This window comes from Catenulispora sp. EB89, from assembly GCF_041261445.1.
Classification (GTDB): Bacteria; Actinomycetota; Actinomycetes; order Streptomycetales; family Catenulisporaceae; genus Catenulispora.
The window spans coordinates 108845-134933 of sequence record NZ_JBGCCU010000023.1 but is presented as its reverse complement, the minus strand read 5'-3'; the positions used below and the strand labels follow the sequence as shown (position 1 = coordinate 134933).

Below are 26089 nucleotides of genomic sequence, written 5' to 3'. Positions count from 1 at the left end.
TGCGAAGACTCCGCTCCAGAATCCGCTCAAGAATCCGCGCGGCGGCCGTGACCGGCCTGGTCAGCGCCCTCGCCGGCACCGGCCTGGCGGTCGCGGCCCCCGCCCCGGCGCACGCCGCCACCTCCTCGGACGCGAGCGCCGCGATGTCCGCGTTCGTCTCGGCGTTCTGGGACCCGACCGCGAAGTACTTCTTCTGCAACAGCGACCACCAGGTCCACTCCCAGCACGCCTACGGCCCCGACGGCGGGCTGTACTCGGACTTCTGGTGGGAGGCGCAGAACTGGGAAACCGTCATGGACGCCTACCAGGCGACCGGCGATCCCGCCTACCGCCAGATGATCGACGACGTCTACACCGGCTTCACGGCCTTCTACCCGACCTTCAGCACCAACTTCAACGACGACCTGGGCTGGTGGGCCCTGGCCTCGGCGCGCGCGTACGGCATCACCGGCGAGAACCAGTACCTCACCACGGCCGAGAACCTGTTCAACTCCGTCTACGCCTACCAGGACACCACGTACGGCGGCGGCATCTGGTGGCAGCGCAACCTGCAGAACCAGAAGAACGTCGCCTCCAGCGCCCCGGCCGCCGAGGCCGCGGCGATGATCTACAAGGACACCGGCAACACGACGTACCTCACCGACGCGCAGGGCCTGTACTCCTGGATGAAGTCGACGTTGCAGTCCAACGGCCACGTCTACGACCACGTCGACGGCACCGGCGTGGCGAAGTGGGACTTCACGTACAACTTCGGGGCCTACATCGGCGCGGCGGACGCGCTGTACACGGCGACCAACAACTCGACGTACCTGGCGGACGCGAACGCCGCGGGCTCGTGGGCCACGACGTACCTGACCAACGCCGGGACGCTGGACTACGAGGGCGTCGACGACGCCGGCGGCTTCAAGACCGTCCTGATCCGCAACCTCGCGCATCTGGTCAGCGCGCACGGACAGACGCAGTACCTGCCGTTCCTGCAGATGAACGTCAATCAGGGCTGGAACCAGCGCCGCTCCGCGGACAGCCTGGTCGGCCCGGACTGGTCGCAGCCGACCGGAAGCGCGTACCTGCAGTCGCTGACGGCCGGGGCGATGGCCAGCGCCGCCGCGGTGGTCGCGCCGGACGGCACGTCGGGCCCGCAGCCCGGCTTCGCCACGTATCAGGCGACGAACGCGCGCACCACGAACCTCAACTCGGAGAGCACCAACTCCGGCTTCTCCGGCCGCGGCTACCTGGCCGGCTGGAACACCGACGGACAGTCGGTGACCTTCGAGGTGCAGGCCCCGGCCGCGGGCGCCTACGAGATGGCGCTGCGCTACGCCGGAGGAGCCGGGAACGCCACCCGGCAGATCTCGGTCAACGGCTCGGTGGTCGCCGGGAACCAGTTGTTCCCCGGCACCGGCGGATGGTCGAACTGGTCGACGGTGACGCTGAACGGCGTCGCACTGAACCAGGGGTACAACGAGGTCACCATCGCGTACTCCTCGGGAGCGGGCAGCTCGAACTACCTCAACCTCGACTCGATGCGGCTGAGCTACCAGCTCCAGGCCGAAAACGGGGTGCTGCACGGCGGCATCGGGCTGGAGTCCTCCAACGCCGGTTACACCGGAACCGGCTACCTGGCCGGCTGGAACGCCGACGGGCAGTGGGTGGACCTGAGCCCGAACGTCAGCCGCAGCGGGACGTACACGGTGACGTTCCGGTACGCGGCAGCGGCCGGGAACGCCTCGCGCTACATCTACGTCGACGGCGCCGACGTGACGGACAACCTGGCGTTCCCGGGGACGGCATCGTGGTCGACGTGGAACACGGTGACGCTGAGCGGTGTGCACTTGAACGCCGGGAGCAACACCCTCTCGGTCATCTACGATTCGACGAAGGGCAGCAGCGACTACCTGAACCTCGACGAGGTGACGGTGCAGTACACCGGCGGTTGAGATCACCCGCCGACGGGGACGGTGGGGGCATGGCCGCGGCAGAACACGGACCAGACGGACCAGACGGACCAGACGGACCGGGCGTGCCAGACGTGACGCCGAAAGCCGTCCCCGGAACGGGGACCCGCAACCATGCGGCGTGGGTGGCGGTGGCCTGGGGTGTGCTGTTCGCGGTGCCCAGCTTCATCTGGGCGACCGGGCACACCGCCGGGGCCACCTCCACCGTGTCGCCGACGTTGGTGGCGAAGGCGCGCGACGGGGACACGGGGTTCCTCGTCGTGCTGTGGCTAAGCGGGTTCCTGAAGCTGTTCGCGAGCGCCGTCGGCGTGACGCTGGCGCGGCCTCGGGGGCCGCGCGCGGGGCGGTTCGCAGCGTTCTGCGGCGCCGGGGCGGCGGTGCTGTTGGCGGGTCACGGGCTGCTGTTCGTGATCGGCGGCGCGCTGGTGGAGTCGGGGGCGGTGCACGGGAAGCCCGACGTCGTCGTCTTGTTGCGCTGGTATCTGTACCTGTGGGGCCCCTACTTCTTCGGGGGCGGCGTCGCGTTCGGGTTGGCGACGCTCTGGTATCTGCGCCAGGCCGCTGATCGGGCGCGGATCGTGCGATACGCGAAGGTCGGCGCTGCCGGCGGGGCGCTGATGGTGCTGTTGTCGACCTTGTCCGGGCTCGGCTGAGCCGACCTCAGGCGACCTCAGCGTCCGGTCTCGACAAGCTTCTCCAAAGCCTCGAAGCACCCTTCCACGGTCTTCGGCATATCGCCGCTCTCGCTGCGTACCCACTTCGCGAACGCCGAGCGGAACACCGCGATCCCCGCGTCCGCCGCCAGGCGCGCGTCCGGATCGGTGACGCCGCGCGCCTTCAGGCCCTCGGCCAGGACTGCGGCGAGCTTCGCCATCTTGGCGACCTCGCGCTCCTGGAGTTCCGGGTTCGCGTCGATGATGCCCTGGCGGATCCGGGCGAGGTCACGGCGCCCTTCGAAGATCGGCGCGACCGCGGCCAGGGCCGCGTGGACCGCGCCCATGGGGGTGGCCTCGGCTGGGGCCGCGGCCAGGGCCTCGACCATCACGGCCTGGAGGATCTCGCCGCCCTGGAACAGCACCTCGCGCTTGTCGCTGAAGTGACGGAAGAAGGTGCGCTCGGTCAGGCCGGCGCGTTCGGCGATCAACGCGACCGTCGTCTGGTCGTAGCCCTGCTCGATGAACAGGTCCATGGCGGCTTGTTCGAGGCGTCCTCGGGGGTTCGACGGCCAGCGACTCATGGCCTCATGGTACGTGATGACAGCGACTGACATCAGTGTTAGCGTGAGTGATGTCAGTCGCTGTCATTACGGCCCGGGAGGCCTTCTCATGCGTGTCTTCGTCACCGGCGCGTCCGGACACATCGGTTCCGCCGTCGTCCCCGAACTGCTCGATGCCGGCCACCAGGTCGTCGGCCTGGCCCGCAACGACGCCGCCGCCGAGCGGATCGCCGCACGCGGCGCCGAGGTGCACCGCGGCGACGTCTTCGACCCGGACTCCTACCTCGACGCCCTCGACGCCGCGGACGGCGTCATCCACCTCGCCTACGACCACTCCTTCACCGACATGGCCGCCGCCGCGGCCGAGGACCTCCGCGTCACCAAGGCCATCGGCGAGCGCCTGGTCGGCACCGGCAAGCCGCTGGTCGCCACCTCCGGCACGCTGATGCTGGCCCGGCGCGCCCCCGGCGTGCTCGGGCTGGAGGAGCACACGGTCGAGGCGGGTCCGCGCGTCGACACCGAGAACGCGGTCATCGCCCTGGCCGAGCGCGGCGTCCGCTCCTCGGTGGTGCGCCTGGCCCCGCTGGTCCACAGCGATCTGGACCACCACGGCTTCAGCCCGACCCTGATCCGCATCGCCCGCGAGAAGGGTGTCGCGGCCTACGTCGGCGACGGCGCCAACCGCTGGCCGGCCCTCAACACCCGGGACGCGGCCCGGATCTACCGGCTGGCGCTGGAGTCGGCGCCCGGCGGCACCCGGCTGCACGGCGTGGAGAACGAGGGATACGCCTTCCGCCTGATCGCCGAGACCATCGCCGAGCGCCTCGGGCTCCCGACCGCGTCGATCGCCGCCGACGACGCCGCCGCGCACTTCGGCTTCCTCGGCTTCGCCGTCGGGTCGGACAACCCGACGTCGAACGCCTTTACCCGCAAGACGCTCGGCTGGGAGCCGGAGCACATCGGCCTGATCGAGGACCTGAAGCAGGACCACTACTTCGTGGAGCGGTAAGAGCTTGTAGAGCAGCAAAACAGGCACCGGCCCCGACGCCTCCCTCAAAGCGTCGGGGCCGGTGCCCTTCCCTCTTTCCGAACTGGTCCAGGAGCTGTTCTAGGAGGTCGTCACCGCCGTGTCGTCGATGACGGAGTTGGTGGTCCCGCCGCTGGTGTCCGTCTCGCTGCCGATGAACTTCAGCGTGACGGTCTGGCCCGCGTACGCCGACAGGTTCGCGGTCTGCTGCGAGTAGCCGGAGTTCGCGTTCAGGTTGGAGAACGAGCCGACGGTCGCCAGCACGGTCCCCGAGGAGTTCAGGACCTGCACGGTGAACGTGTCCGGCTTCGCCGTCGTGGTGTTCTCCGTGGTGTCGATGTGCAGCCAGTAGGTCAGCGTCGCCGAGCAGCCGGCCGGAATCGTCACGCTCTGCGCGGCGGTGTCGGTGTCCTTGCTGCCGTTGCCGTTGAACCACGCGACCCACGAGCCGGAGTGCGAGGGCTCAGCCGACGTCGCCTTGGTGATCGGCGTGAATCCGAGCGTGGAGGTCTGGGTCCAGGACACGGCGCCGGATTCGAAGCCGGGGTTCGCCAGCAGCTGCGCCGGGGTGCAGCCGCCCCCGCCGGCCGTGGTGACGGTCAGCGAGTACGAGGCCGTGTGCGACCCCGAGGAGGCGGTCCCGGTCACGGTGATCGCGTACGTCCCCGCCGGGGTCGACGACGACGTCGCGATGGTCAGCGTCGAGGACGCCCCGGAGTTCAGCGACGCCGGGTTGAAGCTCGCGGTCGCCCCGGTCGGCAGGCCGGACGCGGACAGCGCCACGGACTCCGCCGATCCGGAGGTCACCGCGGTGCTCACCGACACCGTCGCCGAAGAGCCCTGACTCACCGACCCGGACGCCGGTGAGGCCGAGACCGAGAAGTCGTTGGTCGGCGGCGGGGTCGACGCCGAGGCCGGGCTCCAGTAGTCGCCGGCCATCACGATCATGACCAGCGTCTTGATGGTCTCGCCGTAGTAGCCGTCGCCGTACGGGTTGGTCTGCAGGTAGTTCCAGATCGTGTCGGTCCACGACTGGTCCCCGGCGGCCATCGCGGACGGGCCGATCGAGTCCCCGGCCTCCTCGGCGACGTCCGAGGTGTTGTAGCCGGTGCAGTTCAGGTTCAGGTGCGGGTAGACGTTCGCCGGGTTGCTCCCGGAGACCTTCTTGGCGCACGCCGACCACTTCTGCGCCTCGCTGAGCTCGAACGCGGCGGTCGAGGAGCCGTTCAGCAGCGCGTCGGTGCCCATGTGCCACGGCACGCGGATCGAGTTGTAGCCGACGATGTTGTCCGGCTGGTTCTCCTGGTAGTTCGCCGGGGCCGGCTTCGGGCTGCTGCCGTCCGCGCCGACCACGAAGTCCGACAACAGGCCGTAGGACGAGGAGTAGTTGCTCACCAGCGAGCTGTCGACCGCCTCGGTCCGGGCGATGACCTTGTTCCAGTTGTGCGAGGTGTCGTACGCCGCGTAGGCCCGGAGGTGGTCGATCATGTGGTCCGAGGGCCGGGTGTCGGTGTTCGGGCCGTCGTCCTCGCACTTGAGGTGGCCGTCCGGCGCCACGTTGTGGTTGTAGAAGTTGTTCAGCCACGTCATGGCGTCGCTGGTGTAGCCGCCCCACTGCTTGTCGGCCAGGATCAGGCCGTAGCCGATGTCCAGGTCGCCGTCGGTCGCGCCGTCGGGGGTCCCGCCGCTGTAGTACTTGCAGGTCTTCCCGTCGAGCTGCCACTGCATCATGCCGTACTGGTCCTCGTGGTCCTTGACCAGTTGCCACAGACCGTTGAACTCGGTCTGCGCGCTGGCGTCGTACCCGGCCATCAGCGGCACGATGTTCATGCCGTAGCCCTGGCCCTCGGAGACCGGGCCGTTGTTGGTGGCGTCGCCGTCGCCCTTGGTGGACACGTAGTACTCGTTGCTGGCGCAGCCGTGCACGAGGTACGTGGACTTCCAGGAGTTGTACTGCTTCTCCACGGCGGCGTCGCGCGTCGCCTGCGAGGCCGACGGCATGACGCCGACCTTGTAGGTCTGGTGCTGGGGGAAGGCGAAGTTCGGTCCGGCGGCCTGGACCGGGGCCGTCTGCGCGACGGCGAGCGCCACGCATCCGGCCAGAGTACTGATTCCGGTCGCCAGGCTGAGCACACGCTGGGAGCGGCGCTTCACAGGCTCGTTCCTTTCTGCGGGGGGTGTGGGGACGTCAGCTGGTCTGCAGGGCGGTGTCGTCGGCCACGAAGTCCGTGGTCCCACCGCTGGTGTCCGTCTCCGAGCCGGTGAACTTCACCGTGACGGTCTGGCCGGCGTAGGCGGAGAGGTTGGCCGTGTGCTGGGTGTAACCCGAGTTGGCGTCGAGGTTGGAGAACGAGCCGACCGTGGCCAGGACGGTCCCGGAGGAGTTCAGGACCTGCACGGTGAACGTGTCCGGTTTGGCTGTCGTCGTGCTCTCCGTGGTGTCGATGTGCAGCCAGTAGGTCAGCGACGCGCTGCATCCGGTGGGGATGGTGACGGTCTGCGCGGCGGTGTCAGTGTCCTTGCTGCCGTTGCCGTTGAACCAGGCGACCCACGAGCCGGAGTGGGCCGGCTCGGCTGATGTCGCCTTGGTGATCGGCGTGAATCCGAGCGTGGAGGTCTGGGTCCAGGAGACGGCGCCGGATTCGAAGCCCGGGTTCGCGAGCAGTTGCGCCGGGGTGCAGCCCCCACCGCCGGACGCGGTGACGGTCAGCGAGTAGCTCGCGGTGTGGGTGGCCGATGGAGCGGTCCCGGTGATGGTGATCGGGTACGTCCCGGCCGGGGTGGTCGCCGCGGTCGAGATGCTCAGCGTCGAGGACCCACCGGCGGTGACCGAGGCCGGGCTGAACGTCGCGGTGGCGCCGGCCGGCAGGCCGGAGGCGGTGAGCGCGACGGCTTCGGCGGTCCCGCTGACCAGCGAGGTGGATACGGTCGCGGTGGCCGAGGAACCCTGCGTCACGCTTCCGGAGGCCGGCGAGTCGGAGAGCGAGAAGTCGTTCGGGGCGCCGGTCCCGGTGCCCGCGACCACGTCGATCTTCGCCGCGTTCCAGCCGTACAGGCTCACGACCGGGGTCGCGCCCCGCAGGTCGGCGGACTTGAAGGTGGCGGTCAGAGTCTCGGACTCCCCCGGCCACAGCGTGACGTCGTTGTCGCCCCAGACCGCCGAGGTGACTTCGTTGTCCCCGGACAGTTCAGTGCCCGAGGCGGTCCCGCGACGCAGGTCCGCGCGGAGCAGGAAGCCGACGGCCGGGGTCGTGGACTTGTTGGTGACGGTCACCGTGACCAGGCTGTCGGCGCCGTTCGGGCCGGCCTGGCTGGTGGTCGCGGCGGTGGCGGACACCGTCGCGGCCGGCAGGTTCTGCAGGGCGCTGAGGTTCGCGTAGGAGCTCATCGTGGCCTGCGGGTTGCCGCCGCCGGAGGGGATGGTCGAGCCCCAGTTCACCGCGTCCGGGGTGGTGGAGTCCCAGTAGACGTTGCGGTCGACGATCGTGCCGTTCTGCTTGACCAGCAGTTCGACGAAGTAGACCGTGCCGGAACCGCTGGGCAGCTTCGGCGTCAGCACCTTGTTCTGCACCTGCTGCGAAGCCAGGGACAGCGAGCCCGAGGTCTGGTCGTCGAGCACGGAGCCGGCGGTGTTGTAGACCTTGGATTCGACGGTCACGCCGGACTGTGTCTGGCCCGACAGGTTGTCGACGGTCACGGTGTGGTTGTCCAGGGTGTAGAGCGCGTGCAGCGACCGGTTCGCCTCCTGGGCGCCGAAGTAGGCGCCGGCCTGGTCGTAGTCGTTGTTGTAGAGCGACCACAGCAGCGTCGGCCAGCCCTTGTTCATCTGCCAGTAGATGGTGCCGGTGGAGGGCTGCGTGGCGTTGGTGGAGTGCGCGATGAAGGCCTCGAACTGCGCGCGGGTGTCCTCGTAGTTCTGGGCCTGCGCCTCCTGGATGTACTGCGCCAGGCTCGACCACGCTCCGTACCGCTTGGAGACGGCCTGGTCGAGGTTGTAGAGCGTGCCGAAGGCGTAGCCGCTGTGGCTCGTGCCCTCGTAGTTGTTGTGGTACTGGTTGGCGCCGGTGCTCTGCCACAGCGCCGACTGGTCGGACGCGGACAGGAAGCGGTTGATGGAGTCCATCGTCGGGACGGTGTTGCCGGCGCTCTGTTCGGAGTCGAAGCCCCAGGCGCCGCCGGCGTTGGTCAGCGTGGAGTCGCCGGAGGGGTAGTGCGAGGTGTCGTACCAGTAGTTCGCCGGGACCCAGTCGTAGGGGCCTTCCTTCTCCCCCGACACTCCGAGCTGGGAGCTGGAGTTGTACTCGGCGGAGGAGATGAACGGCCCGGGGTAGTCGGCCGCGGCGAAGCCGTTCAGGGCCTGGGATTCCTGGGTGCTGCTCGGGGCGTTGTCGCTCCACTGGAAGCTGAAGATGCTCGGGTGGTTGCGCCAGATCGCGCCCTGGGTCGCCGCGGTGTTCTGGTAGTTCGTCCCGGCCGAGCCGCTGTTCTCCCACTCGTCGCAGCACTGGTAGCCGACGTTGATCAGGATGCCCGCGGCGTCCATCTGCTGGTAGAAGTCCGGCGGCATGAAGTGGCCTTCGAGCCGGATCGCGTTCAGCCCCATGGACTTCATCAGGGCAATCTGCTGCGCGGTGTCCGCGGGGTCGTAGCGCAGGAACAGGTCCGGGTCCCAGCCGCCGCCGCGGATCACCAGGGTGTGGCCGTTGACGCCGAACTGGCGGACCCCGGAGGACGCGGCGCTGCCGGCACCGACCAGGTTCGAGCTGACGGTGCGGATGCCGAAGGTCTCAGAGGTCGTGTTCAGGACCGTCGAGTTCTGCGAGACGGAGGTGGCCAGGGTGTAGAGCGGCTGCGCTCCCATCTGGTACGGCCACCAGATCTGCGGCGAGGACAGGTTCAGGGCCGAGTAGCTCGACGGTGTGAACGTGACGGTCGAGGTCGCGTTGGCGGCGACGGTGACGTTCTGGGTCACCGCGACCGGCGTGCCGCCGCCGGGCGGGGTGAGGGTCGCGGTGACCGCGCCGGTCTGCGCGGAGCCGGTGACGTTGATCACCGAGGCCTTGACCGTCAGCGCGCTGCTGGACAGGTCGGCGGCGGTGTTCTGGTCGACGTGGGCGTTGTCGACGATCAGCGGGCCGCCGGACTCCAGCTGGACCGGGAACTGGATGCCGGTGTTGTTGTCCGGCGGGATCTGGCTCCAGTCGACGTTGTCCAGGGTCAGCATCGAGTTGGGGTTGTTCGGGTGCATCTCGATGGCCAGCGAGTTGGTGCCGGAGACCAGCTTGGAAGTGATGTCGAAGACGTTCTTGACGTAGTCGCCGGTCACGGTGGAGGCCGCGGCGACCTGCGTGCCGTTGACCCAGACGTCGGCCGAGCCGACGACGCCGTTCAGGACCAGCCGGGCCGCCTGGCCGCTCGGGGGCGCGGTGAAGTCCGTGCGGTACCACCACGGCACCGAGAACTGCGCGATGGTGTCGGCGCCGACCTTGGTCATCTGGCCGAAGCAGCTCTTCATGTTGCTGGAGAAATAGACGTTCGGGCAGGTGCCGTTCTGGAGCAGGGCGTTGATCTCGGTGCCCGGGGCTCCCCCGCCGTCGTTGGCGACGGTGAGCCAGCCGGACGTGGAGAAGCCCGGGGTCGATATCTGGCCGCCGCCCTGGGTGGCGGTCGAGCTGGTGACGACCTTCCAGCCGGTCGTCGCGCCGAGGTTCTGGACCGCTGACGAGCCGGTCGCGGGGTTGACGGCTGATGCGGATGCGGATGCCGCCGTCGTCGTCGCGGCGAGGCGTGTGCTCAACGGTTTTTGAGGACTGCTGCCGGCCGTCGCGATCTGGACGGTGCCGGCGAGGACCGCGCAGACGACTGCGGCAGCCCCGAACGCACGGGTTGTGGAACGGCGTGTGCGGATCCTGACTGGTGATCGCATGCCCGACTCCTGAATTAGGAAAGGTTCCTAACGAGATCGGGGCGTACGCTACTCACCCCGCGAACGGGTCGTCAAGCATCTGCGAAAGGTCCTTAACCAGAAATGACCGAAGCGGACCGCGGGCCGGGGTCCAGGAACTCCACGAGGGCGAGCGCCGCGAGCAGCAGCACCGCGAAGACCAGGACTGCCACGGTGCTCGCGTCGTCATGGAGCAGGAACGCGACCAGCGCGACGACGACCACGGCGGCGGTGACCACGCGGCGGTGGCGGTGGATCCACGGGCCGACCGGGCCGGTGGACAGGCCGGCACGCTGCGTCAGGGCGCGGGCGTGGCCGATGACCGTCTTGCACAGGTTTCTGACGTTCCGGGCGAGGCGTGCCGGGCCGGTCAGGTAGGCGCCGAGGGCGAGGACCAGCGCGAGGACGGTGATCGTGCGGACGGTCTTGTGCAGGAAGCGGACGATGGTGTCGTACAGGACCATCGCGGCGTCGACGTTCACGTCCGGCGGCAGGTGGTCGCGGTAGAGGTGGCGGCCGATCCAGAGGCCGGCGCCGACCAGCGCGGTGGCGACGGCGATGCCGACCTGGCCGCGGACGAAGGCGCGGCGGCGGCGCACAGCGAGCAGGACGCCGGCGACGAAGAGGACGACGACGATCGGCGGGAGCCAGTCGCCGAGGATTCGCAGCAGGTTGAAGCCGGTGCGGGCCTTGTGCAGCGCGTCGGTCTGAGCCACGACGATGGTGGCGTTCACGTCGGGGATGTTCGCGGCGGCGGGGACGCCGGCGGCGACCAGGCGCTGCTTGGCGGCGTCCACGATCGGGGCGAGGTTGACGGTGACCTGGCCGTTGGCGCTGCCGACCACGCCGCTGGAGCCGGTGAGGGCGTGCACGAGGGCGGTGTGGGCCGCGCGGTTGGCCTGGTCCCACAGGGCGGGGAACGCACTGGAGGTGACAACCTTCTGGACGACCTGCTGGACGAAGTCGTCGACGCCGCCGACGAGCGCCCCGGAGAGGTTCTGGAGCGCGGAGTCGAGCTTCGGGCGGTTGGGGAGCGCCGAGGCGAGAGCGTCGGTGACGGTGCCGACCATGTCTTTGACGTCGAGCTGGTTGACGATGGCGGTGCTGACGCGGTTGGTGATGGCGGTCTGGACGGCCGGGTCCTGGGCGAGGGGCGCGACGGTGGCGACGTAGCGGTCGGTGTCGGCGACTTCGTTGGCCATCCAGACGGAGGCGACCGCGAGCGGGGACAGGACGGCGGCGAGGGTGAGGAGGAGGGCGGCGGCGGTGGAGCGGATGCGATGGGTGCGGGGGGCGGGGTTTTCGGCGGGGGTCGGCGCAGGCGCCGGGGTCGATGCCGGGGGCAGGGGCGGGGGCGGGGACGGGGCCAGGGCGTCGGCGGGCATTGGCGAAGGTGCCGCCTGCGGTTCCGGCTGGTCCTGCTGGTCCTGCGGATCCGCCACGCCGGGTGCCTCCGGTTCGATCGCTCGCTGGGGCGGGGCGCCGCGTGGACCCGCGCCGCTCCATTCGAAGGCTGATGCGCCGGTGCGGCCAGCGGGGTTCGGCCGGCGGAGTGAGGCGCGGCGCGCCGGGGCGACACTCTTGCGATCATGTCAGGGTTTCCATACAGTCTCGCGTAAGGAAATCCTGACATCGAAGGAGCGCGTGATGGGCTGGCTCTACGAAGGCGTCCCCGACGAGGAACACGAGGGCCACGCGGTCGGGGTGCTCGCCAACGGCGTGATCCCCGCGTACGGCTCGGGCGGCCGGTGGTCCGAGATGGAGTTCCGGGACGGCTGGTGGTCCCCGGGCAGCGGCTCGGAGGACCCGGGCGTCGAACCGGCGTGGCTGGTCCCGGCGTGCGTGTGCGGATGGCGCGGCGAACGCGTCGCCTACGACCCGCGGGCCGAGCAGGCGGCGCGGGCACTGTGGGACGTGCACATGGACGACGTCACGGTGTACTTCCTGTCGGTCGCCAAGGCCGCCGAAGGACTGGTCGGCGTCCTGGAGAAGGCGCGGAAGGACGGCGAGTACGACGCACGGCCGCTGGCGGTGGTCAAGGCCCTGCGGGTCACGCAGACCCGGCTCGGGACGGAGATCGCGGCGGCGGTGGGGGCGGCTCGCGCGCAGGAGCTGAGCTGGGAGCTCATCGGGGATGCGCTGGGCGTCACGCGGCAGACCGCGCATGAGCGGTATCGGGAGGTGCCGGCCGTTCCGGCGGAGGAGCGGGAGTTGGAGGCGGCTGCGGAGGCAGTTCCCTCACCCGCCTCGAACTCAGCACCGTGAAGCATGTCGCGCTGCTTGAGTACCGCCAACCGATCCTCAGAGTCCGAGCACCTTCGCCTTCGCCGCCGCGAACTCGGCGTCGCTGAGCACACCCTGCTGCTTGAGCGCGGCCAGCCGTTCGAGCTCGGCGATCGAGTCGGTGGCGGGCACCGGCGCGGCCTCCCGGTCAGCCTGGCGGCGGCGTACTCCGCCGGCCACGGCGGTCGCGGTGCCGGCCACGACGGCGGTGCGGGCGGCCGCGCCGATCAGGCCGGGGCCGCGGCGGGCCACCACGGGGCGTCCGAACATCATGGGAGGCTCCTTCGCTCGGTGCTCGCCCCCTCCTGCGCCACGGTAGGTCGGGCTTGGGCGGGCCGCATGCGGAGCCGGGGCGGGGCACCCGGGCGCAGCAGCCCACGCTGCGGTCGGCGGCATCGGCGGGGAGGGTGGGAGGGCAGCGCTGGACGAGGTGAGGAGCTGGGCGATGGCCCTGGACGCGACGGAGATCGGCCCGGTTCAGTACGCCGTGGTGGCCTTCCCGGGCGGGACGCTGAACGGCGACGTCGCCTCGGCCCTGGGGGACGTCGTGAAGAGCGGCGCCGTCCGGATCATCGACCTGGCGTTCGTGCAGAGCGAGGCCGACGGGACCCCGCACTACATGGAGCTCGACACTGTGCCCGCCGACGTCGCCGCCGCGCTGGACGGCCTCGACGGGGAAGTGCACGGGCTGCTCAGCGAGGACGACCTGAAGGACCTGGCGATGTCCCTGCCGCCGGGCTCGGCCGGGCTGTTCGTGGTGTGGGAGGCGCTGTGGGCCAAGCGGCTCGTCGCCTCGGTGCGGGAGGCCGGCGGGGAGTTGGCGGCGCTGGATCTGATTCCGCACGACGTCGTAGTGAGTGCGGTGGACGCGCTGGGATGAGCAACCCTCAATAGGCATCGAACAGGCATCGAGCTCCGGATCAGCGCCCCCGCGCCGACCCGGAGCTCTTCGTTTCCTCAGATCAGCCGTTCTGCTGGTTCAGCGCCGGCACGGAACCGGAGTCCGGTCCCCCGGTCTGGCTCAGCCGGCCGTTGCCGGTCCCGGTCACGGCACCGTTCGGCGGGCCGGCCGGCAGGCTCACGCACGTCGGCACGGGCCGGTCGGTCAGCACCGAGGCGACCTGCCCCTTGCCGCCGTCGAAGCTGAACACGACCAGCATCGTGTCGTTCTTCGGAAGGCCCTGGCCCTGCACGGTCACCGAGCTGACGCCGCCGGGACCGACCCGCACCCCGAGCGTCGTCTTGCCGGCGTTCTGGTTCGGGGCGGCGAACGTGCTGATCGACGGGCAGCCCGGCGTGGCCTTGAGCACCACCACGCTGGCGCCGAGCTGGTGCAGCTTGGCGTTCGCGCCGGAGATGCCTCCGACGTTGTCGACGGCGACCGTCACGGTCCCGTCGTGGTTGTCCGTCACGGCATAGGCCGCGGCGGTGCTGCCGAAGACGCCGAAGCCGACGGCTGCCGCGCCGGCCGCCGCGACGGTACCGACACCGGCCCACGCCGGACGGGCGTAGCGGCGGCGCGGAGCGGAGGCCGAGGTCGCAGCCGACGTCGCGGCCGAGCTCAGCTCGGCCCCGTGCGCGGCCATCAGGTCCTCGAAGAGGTGGTCGGCGAAGCTGGTCATGGTGTCACTCCGGGTTCCGGGCGCGTGGCGTGCGCCCTGCGTAGACGGGTTCGGGCGCGCATGAGCCGCATGCGGAGCGCGCCCGCGGAGATGCCGAGTACCTGCGCCGCCTCCTTGGCCTTCAGGCCCGCGATGTCGACCAGTTCGACGGCCTGGCGGTCCAGGTCCGGCAGCCGGGTCAGCTCGCTGACCAGGGCCCGGCCCTCGCGCTCAGCGTCGATGCGGTCGAGGAGTTCTTCGACGTGGTCCGCCGCCAGGTCGCGGCGGCCCGCCAGCCGGACCGCGCGCTCGCGGTGCCGGGCGTCGGACTCGCAGTGCCTGGCGAAGATCCGGCGGGCTATGCCGAACAGCCAGGCGCGCGCGGTCCCGCGGCGGGGGTCGAAGGTGGTGTAGGAGGTGATCGCCTCGACGAAGGTGTCCGCGGTCAGGTCGGCGACCGTCTGCGGATCGGTGGTGCGTCGGGCGAAGTAGGCGGTGACCGCGTCGATGTGGGCGCGGTACACGTGCTCGAAACCGGCGGCGGGGTCGTGGTCCGGGGCGGGCCGCCGGGGGCGTCCCGGATGCGGTCGCTCCGATCGCGGCTGATCTCGAGGGCGCTGTGGTCGCTGCGTCGTCGTCTCGCTCACACCTGTAGTTGCCGTCTGCGCCGGATTCTGTCACACGCCGCGCCGCGCGGGCCGGTTCACACGTCCGGCGCTGGCGACGTTTGCGCAGGCCCCGGCATGTGCAGACCCCCGGATGACTGTTGCCCCCGACTCAGCGAGGTCACCGTTGAAGCAGCGTGCGAACAAGGGTGCGGCCGCCGCCGCGGTGTGCGCGATCCTGCTGGCCGCCGCCGGCTGCGGATCGTCGAAGGCGAAGTCCTCGGACTCCGCGCCTGCTGCGTCGTCGTCGAGTTCGTCGACGTCGGCGGCCGGGTCCTCGTCGTCCTCCGCGGCCGCCTCGCCGAGCGGGCAGACCTCGGACCAGCTGCAGTCGGACTACGAGACCGTGGTCAGCAACGTGCTGCCGTCGGTGGTGCAGATCAGCACCGACAGCGGCCTGGGCTCCGGCGTGGTCTACGACAGCAAGGGCGACATCGTCACCAACGCGCACGTCGTCGGCCGCGCCACCAGCTTCATGGTGACGCAGCCCACCGGCGGCCAGCCGCTGACCGCGTCCCTGGTCGGCAGCTACCCGGCCGGCGACCTGGCGGTGATCCGGGTCGGCAACGGCGGCGGCGGGCTGAAGCCGGCCAAGTTCGGCGACTCCACCAAGCTGCGGGTCGGGCAGATCGTGCTGGCGATGGGCAGCCCCCTGGGGCTGACCGGCACGGTGACGCAGGGCATCGTCTCGGCGTTGGGCCGCACCGTCACCTCCAACGACGCCTCCGGCGGCGGCGCCGCGATCACCGTCGGCGACGCCATCCAGACCTCGGCGGCGATCAACAACGGCAACAGCGGCGGCGCGCTGGTGGACCTGTCGAGCGAGGTCGTCGGCATCCCGTCGGCCGCGGCGCTGAACCCCGAACTCGGCAACAGCGCCGCGCCCGGCATCGGCTTCGCGATCCCGACCGCGACCGCGACCCGGATCGCCGACCAGCTGATCGCCTCCGGCAAGGTGACCGACTCCGGCCGCGCCGCGCTCGGGGTGAAGGTGATCGGGGTGGTGGACAACACCGGGTCGCCGGTCGGCGTGGGGATCGCGCAGCTGGAGACGAACAGCGCCGCCGGGGCCGCCGGGCTGAAGGTCGGCGACGTGATCACCGCGGTGAACGGCACGCCGACGCCGGATCCGACGACGCTGTCCCAGGTGCTGGTGACGCTGAAGCCGGGGCAGCAGGTGAAGGTGGACTACACGGCGTCGGACGGGTCGAAGAAGACTGCGACGGTCACGCTGGGGACGTTGAACGGCTGATCCGCGCCGCCGGGTTCATGCGGTTCGCGCCGCGCGGTCGGGTTCATGCGGTTCGCGCCGCGCGGCCGGATCGCATGAACCGCTTCAGATCACACCGTCCACGGCGGAACGATGCCGTCGCCCTCGCGCGGCAGCGTCCAGGCCTGGCCGCCGGCCGGAGCGGTCACGATCGCGCTGAAGCCGCTCGCGGGATCCGCGGCGACGGAGCGCTCGGCGTCGGCCGGCACCACGATGGTGTCGCCGGCGGCCACGGCGAAGGACTCCCCCGCCAGCTCCACCGTGGCGGCGCCGTCGGTGAAGACCCAGATCTGCTCGACGTCGATCACGTGCCGCGGCCCGGACGGCGCCCCGGCGACGACGTCCACCCGCCAGATCGGCCGGTCGGCGGTGCCCAGGGTCGGCGAGGCGAGGGTGGTCATGGTGGCCGCCGGGGTCTGGCTGCGGCGGGTCTCGGAGGTGCGGATGACGGACATGCTCGGCTCCTGCGGGTAGAATCGACAATGGTGTTGTCCTTAATAGACAATGAGGTTGTCGATCGTGTCAAGCGTGATGCCGCCGCGAGGCTCTGACCTGCCGTTGTTGCTGCTGCTCGGATTCCGGGCGCTGATCGACGACGTGCACGCCGAACTCGCCGAGGCCGGCCACGCCGGATTCCGGCCGCTGCACGGCGTCACGTTCAAGGCCATCGGCGACGGCGTCACCGCCTCCGAACTCGGACGCCGGCTCGGGGTCTCGAAGCAGGCCGCGGGCAAGACCATCGAAGGGCTCGAACGCGAGGGGTACGTGGAGCGGGTCCCCGACCCGGCGGACGCGCGCAACAAGATCATCCGGTTGACGGCGCGGGGCGTGGAGGTGCAGCAGCGGGCGTTCGAGGCGATGGCGCGGCTGCGCGCGCGGTGGGCCGAGGAACTCGGCGAGGAGCGGATGGTCGCGATCGAGGAGGGCTTGCGCGCGATGACGGCCGACCGGGAGACGCGGTTCGACGTTCCGGGGTGGTTCAACGGATAGCCTGCGGCGGGTCGCTATGGTCGGGATTCGTGCGAATTACTTGGCTTTGCGCTGCTGGAGTCGCCGTGGTGTTGGCCGCGGGATGTGCTGCGGGATGTACGGCAGGGCGTGCGGCGGGGCCGCGCGCCGGCTTGCCGCGGCCGGCGTTGAAGCCCGCTGCCGCAGCGAAGCCGGCCGCCCCGGCGGCGCAGAACGTGCCAGAATCGCTGTCGCCCGAAGGCATCCCGACGCTGCTGACGATTCCGGCGCTCGGCATCAAGGCGCCGGTGGTGGTGACGGGTACCGATCCGGACGGCGTGCCGGAGACTCCGCCGTTCGACCGCCCGGACGAGGTCGGGTGGTACGGACGCACGGCTTCGCCGGGGAGCGACGGGGCGTCGGTGATCTGGGGGCATCTGGACACGCCGAAGCAGACTGCTGTCTTTCTTTATCTCAGGGACCTGCGTCCTGGTGCGGAGATCCGGGTCGATCGGGACGATGACACCGAGGCGACGTTCGCGGTCGAGCGGGTGGATACGTACCCTGACGATTCGTTTCCCAGCGACGTCGTCTATGACGACCCGGGGTACCCGGCGTTGCGGCTCGTCACGTGCGGTGGGGCGTTCGATCGGAAGAAGCGCGCGTATCTCAGCACGGTGGTCGTTTTCGCTCGGCTGACCGCGAGCGGACCCAGCGTGCACTGATTCCCGCTCGGCTCGGTACAGCTCGGCCGTTGCGGAAGCCGGTGAACAGATCATCCGTCTTATGCCGCCACCGGCCGATCGGGGCCGTGTCGGTCCTGGCCCCGGGGCGGGCGCAGGTCTCGACTGTGATCATGAAACATCGTCTTCTCACCGGCCTCGCCGTTGCTCCCTTGACCCTCGCCGCGCTGTGCGCCGGCCCCGCGAACGCGGTGTCCGGGGTGCGCGTGACCACCTTGTCCGGCGCGCAGGGCTGGCGCGTGTCCCCGTTCAACGCCGGGGAGGTCGCCATCTCCGGCGCGGTCGACGACCCGGTCCGGCGGGACGGGAGCCTGCGGCTGGACAACCTCGGCGGCGGGGCGCGGGCCCAGGCGCAGCTGCCGCTGACCGCGCCGCTGGGGCGGGTGGCGGGGAGGCGGATCGCGTACAGCGCTTATGTCGCCTCGGGATCGGGGCCGGAGTACGGCGCGAACCTCCAGCTGGAGATCGCCGGCGGGAACTTCTACACGACGCTGAGCTACCAACCGCAGCTCGACGGCGGGGCGAGCACCGGCTCGTGGCGGACGTTCGCGAACCGGCGCGGGGCGGCGGTGTGGTGGTCGTCGCGGGCGTTCGGGAGCATTCCGTCGAACCACCCGGTGACGCTGGCCGACGTGGTGGCGGCGGAGGGGCCGGGGGCGCGGGTGGTGAACGTGTTCCTGAACGTCAGCGCGGCGCTGGACGCGTACGTAGACAACGTCGCCGTGGACGGCGTGCGGTACAACTTCGCGGCGACACCGAAGGCGGTGACGGTGAAGTACGACATGGTCTGCGCGCAGGGCGGCGGCGGGACGGTGACGGTAACGGCGGCGAACAACACCGCCTCGACGCAGAAGATCGATGTCTCCGGCGCGGGGCTGACGCCACACGCACTGCGGATCAGCGTGCCGGCGAACGGAACCGCGAGCGGCCAGGCACACATCGGCTCCGAACCGACGGTGGTGACGGCACGGCGGGCCGGCGGCGGCTCGAAGTCGGCGACACTGCACGGATGCCCCGCCGAGGGCCCGGGCACGGCGCCGGAACAGAGCGGCGACCTGACGCCGGGCGTGCCGGGCAAGGCCGGCGGCGGCTTCGCGGCGGAGGGCCGGCCGGTGCTGGCGGCCGAGGTGAGCGAGCCGGGAAAGCAGGCCGCTGATTCGGTGGGGCTGCTCGCCGGGGGCCTGGTGGTCGCAGCGAGTGCGGCGTTCGCGGGGACGGCGATGGTGCGGCGGCGGAAGGGGTGAAGGGCTGACGGGCTGAGGCTGTCGCGAAATCGGCCGAGCAGCCGCACAAGTGCCAGCGCAGCTGGCAGGCCTCGGCAAGCAGCGTTCGCGCGCCCGGCCGCAAGCCGTCAGAGCAGGCCTTCGAGCGTCATGCGTTGTGCCGGCGGTTCCACCGAACCGCCGGCACCCGATCGCCCTACGCCTCCGGCGCCAAATAGATCCGCACTCGCGCCGGCAGCCCGTCCGCCGCGATCCAGCCGCCGGTGTCGTCCCGGAGGAAGCGCCAGCCGGCTCGTTCGTAGAAGGCGACCGCGCCAGCTGCGTTCGCGTCCACTTCGAGCACTGCCCGGCGCCCTTCGTCGCGGGCCGCTTGGGCCGCGTGCGACAGCAGGTCCGAGGCGAGGCCGCCTCGGCGTGCGTCCACGGCCACGAACAGGCGGCCCACCAGTGCCAGCTTCGGGGCCGGGTGGTCGATGGCGGCCGCGAAGGTGTCGCTCGGCTGCGCGAGGGACACGTGGCCCAGGATCGTCGCTTCGTCGGCTGCCACCCAGGCTCCGAGGATGGCGTCCGGGGTCAGCCAGCGCTGGGGGTCGGCGGGCCAGCGGACCGGGTAGCCGTCCTTCTCGTGGACGCCGTACAGGGCCTTGGCGCAGGCGGGGAGGTCTTCGGGGTGGCGGGGGCGGATCAGTGGTGCGGGCATGGCGTTCAAGATAGCCAGTGCCGGGCGGCGCGCCGGCGGTGCGGTCGGCGGGCGGCCCGTCCGAGCCCGTCGGGGCCGCCCGCCGCCGGGGCCGCGTGTCACGCCCCATTCGCTGACACGCGGCCGTCTGCCCCCGGTCCGGCCCAGGTCGGGCGGCTGTCGCGGCCGACCTCGGCGACGTTGAAGGCTCATCGTAGGTGCGCGCCGGGGCCGCGGTCGAGATGTCTGGCCGAATACGGCGGATCTCGTAGTAGTAAGTGCCGGTCAGCGGCCCTCGTGCGGGAGAGCAGCATCTCAGCTGTCGAGATGTTGACGTGTGGGGTGCCGGTGCCGAACGCCGGGCGTGCCGAAGCATGCGAAAAAGCGCTTTAGCACCCGGTGAATATCTCACCGCGAAACTCCTCGGTCAATGGCCGCACCATGTTGTACGCTCTCCCGGCGCCCGCCTTCCAGACACGCGGGCATCGGGTGGTCTGTGCTTTTTCAAAATCGGCGGGGATACAGCATGTACGCAGAGCTGCCGTGCTCTGATCCGGACTGCCGGACCGTCGCCAGCGTGCCGTCGAGCCTGCTGCCGTTCCGGCTGCGGGTCGTCGTGCAGCCGGCCGGGGTGCCGCTGGGGGACGACGCGTTCAGCGCGGACTTCCATCCGGACCTGGTCGGAGCGGTCGTGGTGAAGGGACGCCAGGACGAGCCGCTGGTGCTGACGCGCCATCTGGCCGCGACGTGGCAGGTCCCGGCGGAGCGGCTGTGGGAGGACGCGCTCGTCTCGCTGGGGGTCGAGCCGCTGGATGTACAGCGTTTTACTCTGCCCGACATGCCCGACCGGCGCACCGAGGCCTACTCCGTCACCGGGGTGGGCTGGCCGGGGGTGGCGCACATGTTCCGGCTGGAGCAGGCGCTGGGGTGGCGGCTGCCGCTCGGGGCGCTGGTGATGGTGACGGACGCCAACTCGTTCGTCGCGCTGCCGCTGGAGTCGAACGCGACGTCGGCCGGGGCGTCCGCGCTCTGGGATCTCAACGAGACGCTGCGCGGGCAGCGGCCGGAACCGCTGCCGCCGCGGATGCTGTGGGTGCGCGGCTGGGCGGTGCACGACCTCGGCGCGGCCGTCGTCGACGGACGGTTCACGGCCGAGGTGCCGCGGGAGCTTCGGGCGGCGCTGGCGCAGCTGAACTAGAGCAACGGAAAGCAGGAGCACCGGCACGCAGGAGCAGCGGAAGCAGCGCCGCACCAGCCGCGCCCCCTACTCCACCCGCACCAGCCGCAGCCCACTCACTCCACCCGAGCCAGCACCGCCGTCACGACCAACAACGCCAGCGCCAACCCCAGCGCCGCGCTGATGCTCTGGTGCAGCACCAGCAGCCCGCCGCACAGCGCGCCGGCGAAGATGCAGCACAGCGACAGCAGCCGGCGCATCGTCGGCTTGCCGAACGGGTCCGCGGCGATGCCGGTGACCGTCATCGTGAGCACCGTCGTGGTCAGGTCCGGGACGGCGAGCTTGCGGACCACCGCGTTCTGCACGCCGAAGCCGAAGGCCAGGATCGCGGTGAGCTGGACGTGCGTGGAGGTCTTCGCGTCGTCCTCCAGCGCGGCGATCAGGAGCGCCACCGCGACGAACGCCGCGTGCGCCGCCACCGCGTTCGCCAGCCGGTGGTGCTCGTCGTCGCCGGGGGTGCGGCGGGCCAGCCGGGTCTCGGTCCAGGCCCCGGCCGCGAAGCAGGCGATGGCCAGGCACGGGGCCCAGACCGTCAGGCCTTTGGCACCGGCCAGGGCGAAGCCGAGGAAGACCACGTTGCCGGTCATGTTGGCCACGAAGATGTGGTTCAGGGCCAGGTAGCTGACGGCGTCCACGACGCCGGTGACCAGCGTGGCGACGATCAGCGGGCCGGGGAGGACGCCGTGTTTGGCGGCCCCTCCGTCGTAGAGGCGGTCGGACAGGCGCAGCAGAGCGGCTTTCACGGAGGTGATTAGACCAGATGCCTGGCATCGCGGCCCCCGGTCGGGGACGTGTCCCGTTCACGGCGCGCGCGGGCGGGTATGGGTCAGAACGTGACGAAAGGAACAGACAGCTTCGCCTTCCCCTCCGGCGGGACCGTCGTCGAACTCGCTTCCAGCGCCGAATGCCCGCCCGAGATCCGCGAGCGGGCGCTGCGGGCGCTGGCCGCCCGGGCCCGCGACGCCGCGGACGCCCGGCTGCTGATGGAGGCCCTGGGCCTGGTGGCGACGCCGCCGCGGCTCCGGCCGACGCGGCGCCGGGGCCGCTCTGTCATCCGTTCGGTCGGCAGCGGAGGTGACGGCACGGCACCGGAGTGATCCTGGGGGCCTGTGGCGCGTGTCCGCGCGCCGAGCCCGAAGAAGGAGGCCCGAGGCCAGATGAGCGACCAGCTGCCGCCGGCCCCTCCGCCCCCGCCGGAGGACCCCAACCAGCCGCCCTATGGACAACAGCCTCCGCCGTACGGGCAACAGCCTCCGTATGGCCAGCAGCCGCCGCCCTACGGCCAACAGCCGCCTCCTTACGGCCAACCACAGCAGCCGTACGGCCATCCCTACGGCCAGCAGCAGGGCTATCCGCAGTACCCGCAGTATCCCGGCGGCGGGGATCCGTACGCCGGCATGCAGCGCGAGCCGGAGGTCCAGCTGGACGTCCACGGCCTGCGTCCGCAGAAGCGCTGGACGGTGCTGATCCGGCTGATCCTGGCCATCCCGCAGCTGATCGTCCTGTACTTCCTGCTGCTGGCCGGCTTCTTCGTGCTGATCGTGGGCTGGTTCGCGGCGCTGTTCACCGGCCGGCTGCCGGCCGGGATCCGGGACTTCCTGATCGGCATCGTGAAGTACCAGGTGCGGGTGCACGGCTACCTGTTCCTGCTGGTCGACGAGTACCCGCCGTTCGCGTTTTTCGAGGCGCCGGGCTACCCGATCCAGGTGGACGTACCGGAGGCGACGCGGCTGAACCCGGCCGCGGTGTTCTTCCGCATCATCCTGATGATCCCGGGCTGGATCGTCACGTCCGTGGTCGGCGAGGGCGCGGCGGTCGTGTCGTTCTTCGTCTGGATCATCATGCTGTTCACCGGCGTCCAGCCCGAGGCCGCGTTCGGGGCGACGAGCGCCATGCTGCGGTTCGAGACGCGCTTCATGGCGTTCTCCGGGATGCTGACGCCGACGCAGCCGAAGGGCCTGTTCGGCGACGTGCCCGGGGCCTCGGGCGAGGCCGACCGCCGCTCGCCGACGCGGCCGCTGTTCATGTCGAGCAACGCCCGGACGCTGATGATCGTGATGATCGTGATCGGGGTCATCGCCGCGATCTCCAACAGCGTGTGGAACTCCGACACCAGCAGCTCGAACAGCGGCAAGGCCCCGTACACCGTGTCGCAGCAACGGTAGTCGCCTCAGCGGCGCATCCGCATATAGAGCTCGCCGAGCAGACCGCCGACCAGGGCGGCCAGCGCGGCGAGCTCTATAGCGCTGCCCGCCACACTCCCCCGATACCAGCCACACATCCGCTGCGCCGCCGTCGAGACCGCACGCCCGAGCAGGGCGACGACGACACACGCCGCGACCGCCACAAAGATCACCACCACGGCCACCTCCTCCTCCCCAGGCTGACGCAGACCCCGCACCCCGACCAGGAACGCGCGCCGGAAGTTACGCGGACGATTAGCCGCACGTCAGCCGGGCAGACTGCCGCTGTGGAGGAGGGGGACGGCCACCCGGCCGGCTTCGCGGAGGCGATCCGCGCCTGGCGCCAGCGCCGAGGCTGGACGCAGGAGGAGCTGTCGCATGCCAGCGGCCTGAGCACGCGGGCGATCAGGAGCCTGGAACGCGGCCGGACGCAGCAGCCGCGCAGGTCGACGGTGCAGCTGCTGGCCGACGCGCTGCAGGTGCCGCGAGCGCGGTTGATGGCGGTGCGGCGGGCGGTCGCCGAGGCGGAGACGGAACCGGACGAGGCGATCGACGCGATCGATGAAGCCGGCGGCATGCCTGCCGGCACCAGCGGTCTCGGCGGGGCGAGAGGATTCGGCGGAAGCGGCGGCGGAGCCGGAAGAATCGCTCGCGGCGGGCACGGCGCGGGCACGGAAGTGTCCGGCAACGACGCCCTCGGCGGAGCCACAGTAGGCCGGGACCCGCGAATCGGCGGCGATGTGCCGCGAGAACTGCCACCGGATCTGGCCGACCCGGAGCTGGATGTCCGAGAAGTGGTGGCGGAACTGGTCGCCGGACCCACACAGCCCTATCGAGCGGCAATAGTGCGAGTCGAAGCGTCGGAAGCAGCGATCAGAGCAGCGCACCACGCCTCAGCCAAGTTTCCCGACGGCCAGCTCTACGCGAGCCTCGCGGACCCCGTCGAACCGGCCGCATTGCTTCGCAGATTCCTGCGATCACTACAGGTCGACCGGCCCGCCGAGGCCACCGGCGACGAACTCGCCGCCGTCTTCCGCAGCACCCTGGTCGGCCGCCGCATCCTGGTGGTCCTGGTCGACGCGCAGTCCGAAGCCCAGATCCGCCCCCTGATTCCGGCCGAGGCACACTGCGCGCTGCTGGTGGCGTTCGGGCCCCACCCGCGGGTGGGGCCCGAATCCGGCTAGCGAGCCGACCGCGAGATTCGCCAGCGCAATTACGGCGGTGTGCCCTCGCCCGACCTGCGCGTTGGTGCAGAACTCGACTCACGTGGTGTCGGCGAATCTCGAAGCCGGCTCACTAGTCCTCCGGCGGCACGAAGGTCGTGAACCGTCCGCCGAGGTAGCGGTACTCCGGATCCTGCGGATCCGGTTCCCGGTCCTCGGCGGCCTCGACCTTCTCGGCGAAGGCGTCCGAGTCGTCCTGCGGCTCGTAGCCGAGGCGGCGTGCGGGTTCCAGGTCCCACCACGCCGTCTTGTTCGCGGAGATGCCGTACACGATCTCGTAGCCGAGGTCCGGGGTGGTCGCCAGGGCGTCGAACAGGCGCGTGGCGTCCGCGGGGCTGAGCCACGTGTCCAGCATCCGGCGGTTCCTCGGCTCCTCGAAGCACGAGCCGATGCGGACGCAGGCCACCCGTAGTCCGTGGCGGTCGTGGTAGAACGACCCGATCGCCTCGCCGAACACCTTCGAGACGCCGTAGTACGTGTCCGGCCTGGGCCGGACGTCCACGCCGATCGGGGCGTCCCGGAAGTCCGCGCGCTCGTAGTAGCCCACCGCGTGGTTGCTGCTCGCGGTCAGGATCCGGGGCACGCCGGCGCGCACCGCCGCGTCGAAGACCTGGTACGTCCCGTCGATGTTGCTCTTCAGGATCCGGGCGAAGGTGTCCTCGACCGGGATCCCGGCCAGGTGCACCACCACGTCCACGTCGCGCATCGCCGCGTCCAGGGCGGCGGCGTCGCCGACGTCGCCGACCAGCCATTCGGTGGTGCCCGGGTCGTCCGGCCGCACCAGGTCGAACCCGCGGACCCGCCAGCCCGCCTCGGCCAGGCCGGCGCGCAGGAACGTGCCCACCCCGCCGGCCGCGCCGGTCATCAGTATCCTGCCGCGCTTCGTCTCAGACATCTGTGATCCCGCCCCTCACGCCGCCGTGTCGATCCCGTGCTCGGTCAGTACCCGGCGCCCCTCCGCGACCAACTCCGCCAGCCGCTCCACGTGCTCCGGGGCGGCGTCGGTCAGCGGCGGGCGCACCGGGCCGGCGTCCAGGCCGTCCAGGCGCACGCCCGCCTTCACCAGCGCCACCGCGTAGCCGGGGGCCTTGGCGCGCAGCTCGACCAGCGGCCGGTAGAAGCGGTCCAGGAGCGCGTTGACCAGGCTCGCGTCCCCGGCCCGGTAGCCGTGGTAGAAGGCCAGCGCCAGGTCGGGGACGAAGCAGAACACCGCCGAGGAGTAGTTCGGCACGCCGACGCCGGCGTAGGCGAGCTGCGACATCTCGGCGGTCGGCAGCCCGTTGAAGTAGTGCAGCTTGCCCTCGCCGTGCCGGTCCCGGACCGCCGAGACGATGCGCTGCATCAGGTCCAGATCGCCCTTGCCGTCCTTGAACCCGACGATGTTCGGGACCTCGGCCAGGTCGGCGACCACGTCCGGGGTGAAGGTCACGTTGTCGCGCTGGTAGATGATCAGTTCCAGGTCGGTGCTCTCGGCGACCGCGGTGTAGTGGTCGCGCAGCCCGGCCGCGCCCCCGGCGACCAGGTACGGCGGCATCACCAGCAGCCCGTCGGCGCCGGCCTCCTTGGCCGCGGAGGTGAAGGACGCGGCCAGCGCCGCCCCGTACCCGACCCCGGCCACCACCGGCACCCGGCCGGCCGCGACCTCGGCGGCGGCCCGGACGCACTCGGCGAACTCGTCCACGTCCAGCGAGTGGAACTCGCCGGTCCCGCAGCACGCGAACACCGCCGCCGGCCCGGGCCGGTCGGCGGCGTCCAGGAACGCCAGCCGCGAGCGCAGGTGCTCGCGGTAGACGTCCAGGTCGACGCGGCCGGGCTTGTCGCCGGCCGCTCGTGTGAAGGGGGTGACGGGGAAGAACAGCAAGCCGTCCAGCCGGTCCACGAGTGATTGCATC

General features: G+C 70.9%; 26 protein-coding genes. 13 read left to right on the top strand and 13 right to left on the bottom strand.

Annotated features, from left to right (window positions below; translation table 11 throughout):
• Positions 1–47: 47 nt before the first annotated feature.
• A complete protein-coding gene (locus tag ABH920_RS37090; RefSeq protein ID WP_370353951.1) occupies positions 48–1937 on the top strand; it encodes a glycoside hydrolase family 76 protein in 1890 nt (629 codons plus the stop codon).
• 83 nt (positions 1938–2020) lie between these two features.
• Positions 2021–2608: a DUF3995 domain-containing protein gene (locus tag ABH920_RS37085; protein ID WP_370353950.1), complete on the top strand. Its 588-nt coding sequence runs from the start codon at positions 2021–2023 to the stop codon at positions 2606–2608.
• A 17-nt stretch (positions 2609–2625) separates the two neighbouring features.
• Here ABH920_RS37085 and ABH920_RS37080 read toward each other — a convergent pair whose 3' ends face one another.
• Positions 2626–3192, bottom strand: coding sequence for a TetR/AcrR family transcriptional regulator (locus tag ABH920_RS37080; RefSeq protein ID WP_370353949.1), 567 nt, complete (start codon positions 3190–3192; stop codon positions 2626–2628).
• Positions 3193–3280: 88 nt separating this feature from the next.
• Between ABH920_RS37080 and ABH920_RS37075 the strand changes: the two genes are divergently transcribed.
• Complete coding sequence (locus ABH920_RS37075) at positions 3281–4180, top strand: SDR family oxidoreductase (protein WP_370353948.1); 900 nt, start codon at positions 3281–3283, stop codon at positions 4178–4180.
• A gap of 99 nt (positions 4181–4279) precedes the next feature.
• Here the strand turns inward: ABH920_RS37075 and ABH920_RS37070 are convergent, their stop codons facing one another.
• The 3 genes from ABH920_RS37070 to ABH920_RS37060 form a co-directional block, all read right to left on the bottom strand.
• The gene (locus ABH920_RS37070) at positions 4280–6352 is read right to left on the bottom strand and encodes a glycosyl hydrolase family 8 (RefSeq protein ID WP_370353947.1); all 2073 of its coding nucleotides are present in this window, start codon (positions 6350–6352) and stop codon (positions 4280–4282) included.
• Between the two features lie 34 nt (positions 6353–6386).
• Positions 6387–10124: a beta-mannosidase gene (locus ABH920_RS37065; RefSeq protein ID WP_370353946.1), complete on the bottom strand. Its 3738-nt coding sequence runs from the start codon at positions 10122–10124 to the stop codon at positions 6387–6389.
• Positions 10125–10216: 92 nt separating this feature from the next.
• Positions 10217–11584: a hypothetical protein gene (locus ABH920_RS37060; RefSeq protein ID WP_370353945.1), complete on the bottom strand. Its 1368-nt coding sequence runs from the start codon at positions 11582–11584 to the stop codon at positions 10217–10219.
• 205 nt (positions 11585–11789) lie between these two features.
• On the opposite strand from ABH920_RS37060, the gene ABH920_RS37055 reads away from it, so the two are divergent.
• Complete coding sequence (locus ABH920_RS37055; protein ID WP_370353944.1) at positions 11790–12407, top strand: hypothetical protein; 618 nt, start codon at positions 11790–11792, stop codon at positions 12405–12407.
• A gap of 36 nt (positions 12408–12443) precedes the next feature.
• On the opposite strand, the gene ABH920_RS37050 is transcribed toward ABH920_RS37055, so the two are convergent.
• Positions 12444–12698: an SHOCT domain-containing protein gene (locus ABH920_RS37050; RefSeq protein WP_370353943.1), complete on the bottom strand. Its 255-nt coding sequence runs from the start codon at positions 12696–12698 to the stop codon at positions 12444–12446.
• Between the two features lie 172 nt (positions 12699–12870).
• Between ABH920_RS37050 and ABH920_RS37045 the strand changes: the two genes are divergently transcribed.
• Positions 12871–13305: a DUF6325 family protein gene (locus tag ABH920_RS37045; protein ID WP_370353942.1), complete on the top strand. Its 435-nt coding sequence runs from the start codon at positions 12871–12873 to the stop codon at positions 13303–13305.
• Positions 13306–13387: 82 nt separating this feature from the next.
• Here the strand turns inward: ABH920_RS37045 and ABH920_RS37040 are convergent, their stop codons facing one another.
• Both ABH920_RS37040 and ABH920_RS37035 read right to left on the bottom strand, forming a co-directional pair.
• On the bottom strand, positions 13388–14047 hold the full coding sequence (locus tag ABH920_RS37040; RefSeq protein ID WP_370353941.1) for a hypothetical protein: 660 nt from the start codon (positions 14045–14047) through the stop codon (positions 13388–13390).
• On the bottom strand, positions 14044–14550 hold the full coding sequence (locus ABH920_RS37035) for an RNA polymerase sigma factor (RefSeq protein ID WP_370353940.1): 507 nt from the start codon (positions 14548–14550) through the stop codon (positions 14044–14046). The genes ABH920_RS37040 and ABH920_RS37035 overlap by 4 nt, the downstream gene beginning before the upstream one ends.
• 235 nt (positions 14551–14785) lie before the next feature.
• On the opposite strand from ABH920_RS37035, the gene ABH920_RS37030 reads away from it, so the two are divergent.
• On the top strand, positions 14786–15943 hold the full coding sequence (locus ABH920_RS37030) for a S1C family serine protease (RefSeq protein ID WP_370353939.1): 1158 nt from the start codon (positions 14786–14788) through the stop codon (positions 15941–15943).
• 89 nt (positions 15944–16032) lie between these two features.
• On the opposite strand, the gene ABH920_RS37025 is transcribed toward ABH920_RS37030, so the two are convergent.
• On the bottom strand, positions 16033–16416 hold the full coding sequence (locus tag ABH920_RS37025) for a cupin domain-containing protein (protein WP_370353938.1): 384 nt from the start codon (positions 16414–16416) through the stop codon (positions 16033–16035).
• Positions 16417–16492: 76 nt separating this feature from the next.
• On the opposite strand from ABH920_RS37025, the gene ABH920_RS37020 reads away from it, so the two are divergent.
• The 3 genes from ABH920_RS37020 to ABH920_RS37010 all read left to right on the top strand — a co-directional run bounded on the left by ABH920_RS37020 (position 16493) and on the right by ABH920_RS37010 (position 18896).
• Complete coding sequence (locus ABH920_RS37020; RefSeq protein WP_370354007.1) at positions 16493–16951, top strand: MarR family winged helix-turn-helix transcriptional regulator; 459 nt, start codon at positions 16493–16495, stop codon at positions 16949–16951.
• Positions 16952–17016: 65 nt separating this feature from the next.
• Positions 17017–17634: a class F sortase gene (locus tag ABH920_RS37015; protein ID WP_370353937.1), complete on the top strand. Its 618-nt coding sequence runs from the start codon at positions 17017–17019 to the stop codon at positions 17632–17634.
• 131 nt (positions 17635–17765) lie between these two features.
• Entirely contained in the window at positions 17766–18896 is a 1131-nt protein-coding gene (locus tag ABH920_RS37010) for a hypothetical protein (protein ID WP_370353936.1), read from the top strand.
• Between the two features lie 175 nt (positions 18897–19071).
• On the opposite strand, the gene ABH920_RS37005 is transcribed toward ABH920_RS37010, so the two are convergent.
• Positions 19072–19575 (bottom strand): GNAT family N-acetyltransferase, encoded by a 504-nt coding sequence (locus ABH920_RS37005; RefSeq protein WP_370353935.1) that lies wholly within the window; start codon positions 19573–19575, stop codon positions 19072–19074.
• A 505-nt stretch (positions 19576–20080) separates the two neighbouring features.
• Between ABH920_RS37005 and ABH920_RS37000 the strand changes: the two genes are divergently transcribed.
• Complete coding sequence (locus ABH920_RS37000) at positions 20081–20752, top strand: hypothetical protein (protein ID WP_370353934.1); 672 nt, start codon at positions 20081–20083, stop codon at positions 20750–20752.
• 95 nt (positions 20753–20847) lie between these two features.
• Here ABH920_RS37000 and ABH920_RS36995 read toward each other — a convergent pair whose 3' ends face one another.
• A complete protein-coding gene (locus ABH920_RS36995) occupies positions 20848–21534 on the bottom strand; it encodes a YoaK family protein (protein WP_370353933.1) in 687 nt (228 codons plus the stop codon).
• A gap of 90 nt (positions 21535–21624) precedes the next feature.
• Between ABH920_RS36995 and ABH920_RS36990 the strand changes: the two genes are divergently transcribed.
• On the top strand, positions 21625–21888 hold the full coding sequence (locus tag ABH920_RS36990; protein WP_370353932.1) for a hypothetical protein: 264 nt from the start codon (positions 21625–21627) through the stop codon (positions 21886–21888).
• Positions 21889–21948: 60 nt separating this feature from the next.
• Positions 21949–22956: a DUF4389 domain-containing protein gene (locus ABH920_RS36985; RefSeq protein ID WP_370353931.1), complete on the top strand. Its 1008-nt coding sequence runs from the start codon at positions 21949–21951 to the stop codon at positions 22954–22956.
• A 5-nt stretch (positions 22957–22961) separates the two neighbouring features.
• Here the strand turns inward: ABH920_RS36985 and ABH920_RS36980 are convergent, their stop codons facing one another.
• Positions 22962–23153 (bottom strand): hypothetical protein, encoded by a 192-nt coding sequence (locus ABH920_RS36980; protein WP_370353930.1) that lies wholly within the window; start codon positions 23151–23153, stop codon positions 22962–22964.
• 108 nt (positions 23154–23261) lie between these two features.
• Here ABH920_RS36980 and ABH920_RS36975 point away from each other — a divergent pair, with 108 nt between their 5' ends.
• A complete protein-coding gene (locus ABH920_RS36975; protein ID WP_370353929.1) occupies positions 23262–24158 on the top strand; it encodes a helix-turn-helix domain-containing protein in 897 nt (298 codons plus the stop codon).
• A gap of 112 nt (positions 24159–24270) precedes the next feature.
• Here the strand turns inward: ABH920_RS36975 and ABH920_RS36970 are convergent, their stop codons facing one another.
• Complete coding sequence (locus tag ABH920_RS36970; RefSeq protein ID WP_370353928.1) at positions 24271–25092, bottom strand: NAD-dependent epimerase/dehydratase family protein; 822 nt, start codon at positions 25090–25092, stop codon at positions 24271–24273.
• A gap of 15 nt (positions 25093–25107) precedes the next feature.
• Positions 25108–26088, bottom strand: a complete 981-nt coding sequence (locus ABH920_RS36965; protein WP_370353927.1) for a 5-dehydro-4-deoxyglucarate dehydratase — start codon at positions 26086–26088, stop codon at positions 25108–25110.
• Between the last annotated feature and the right edge of the window lies 1 nt (position 26089).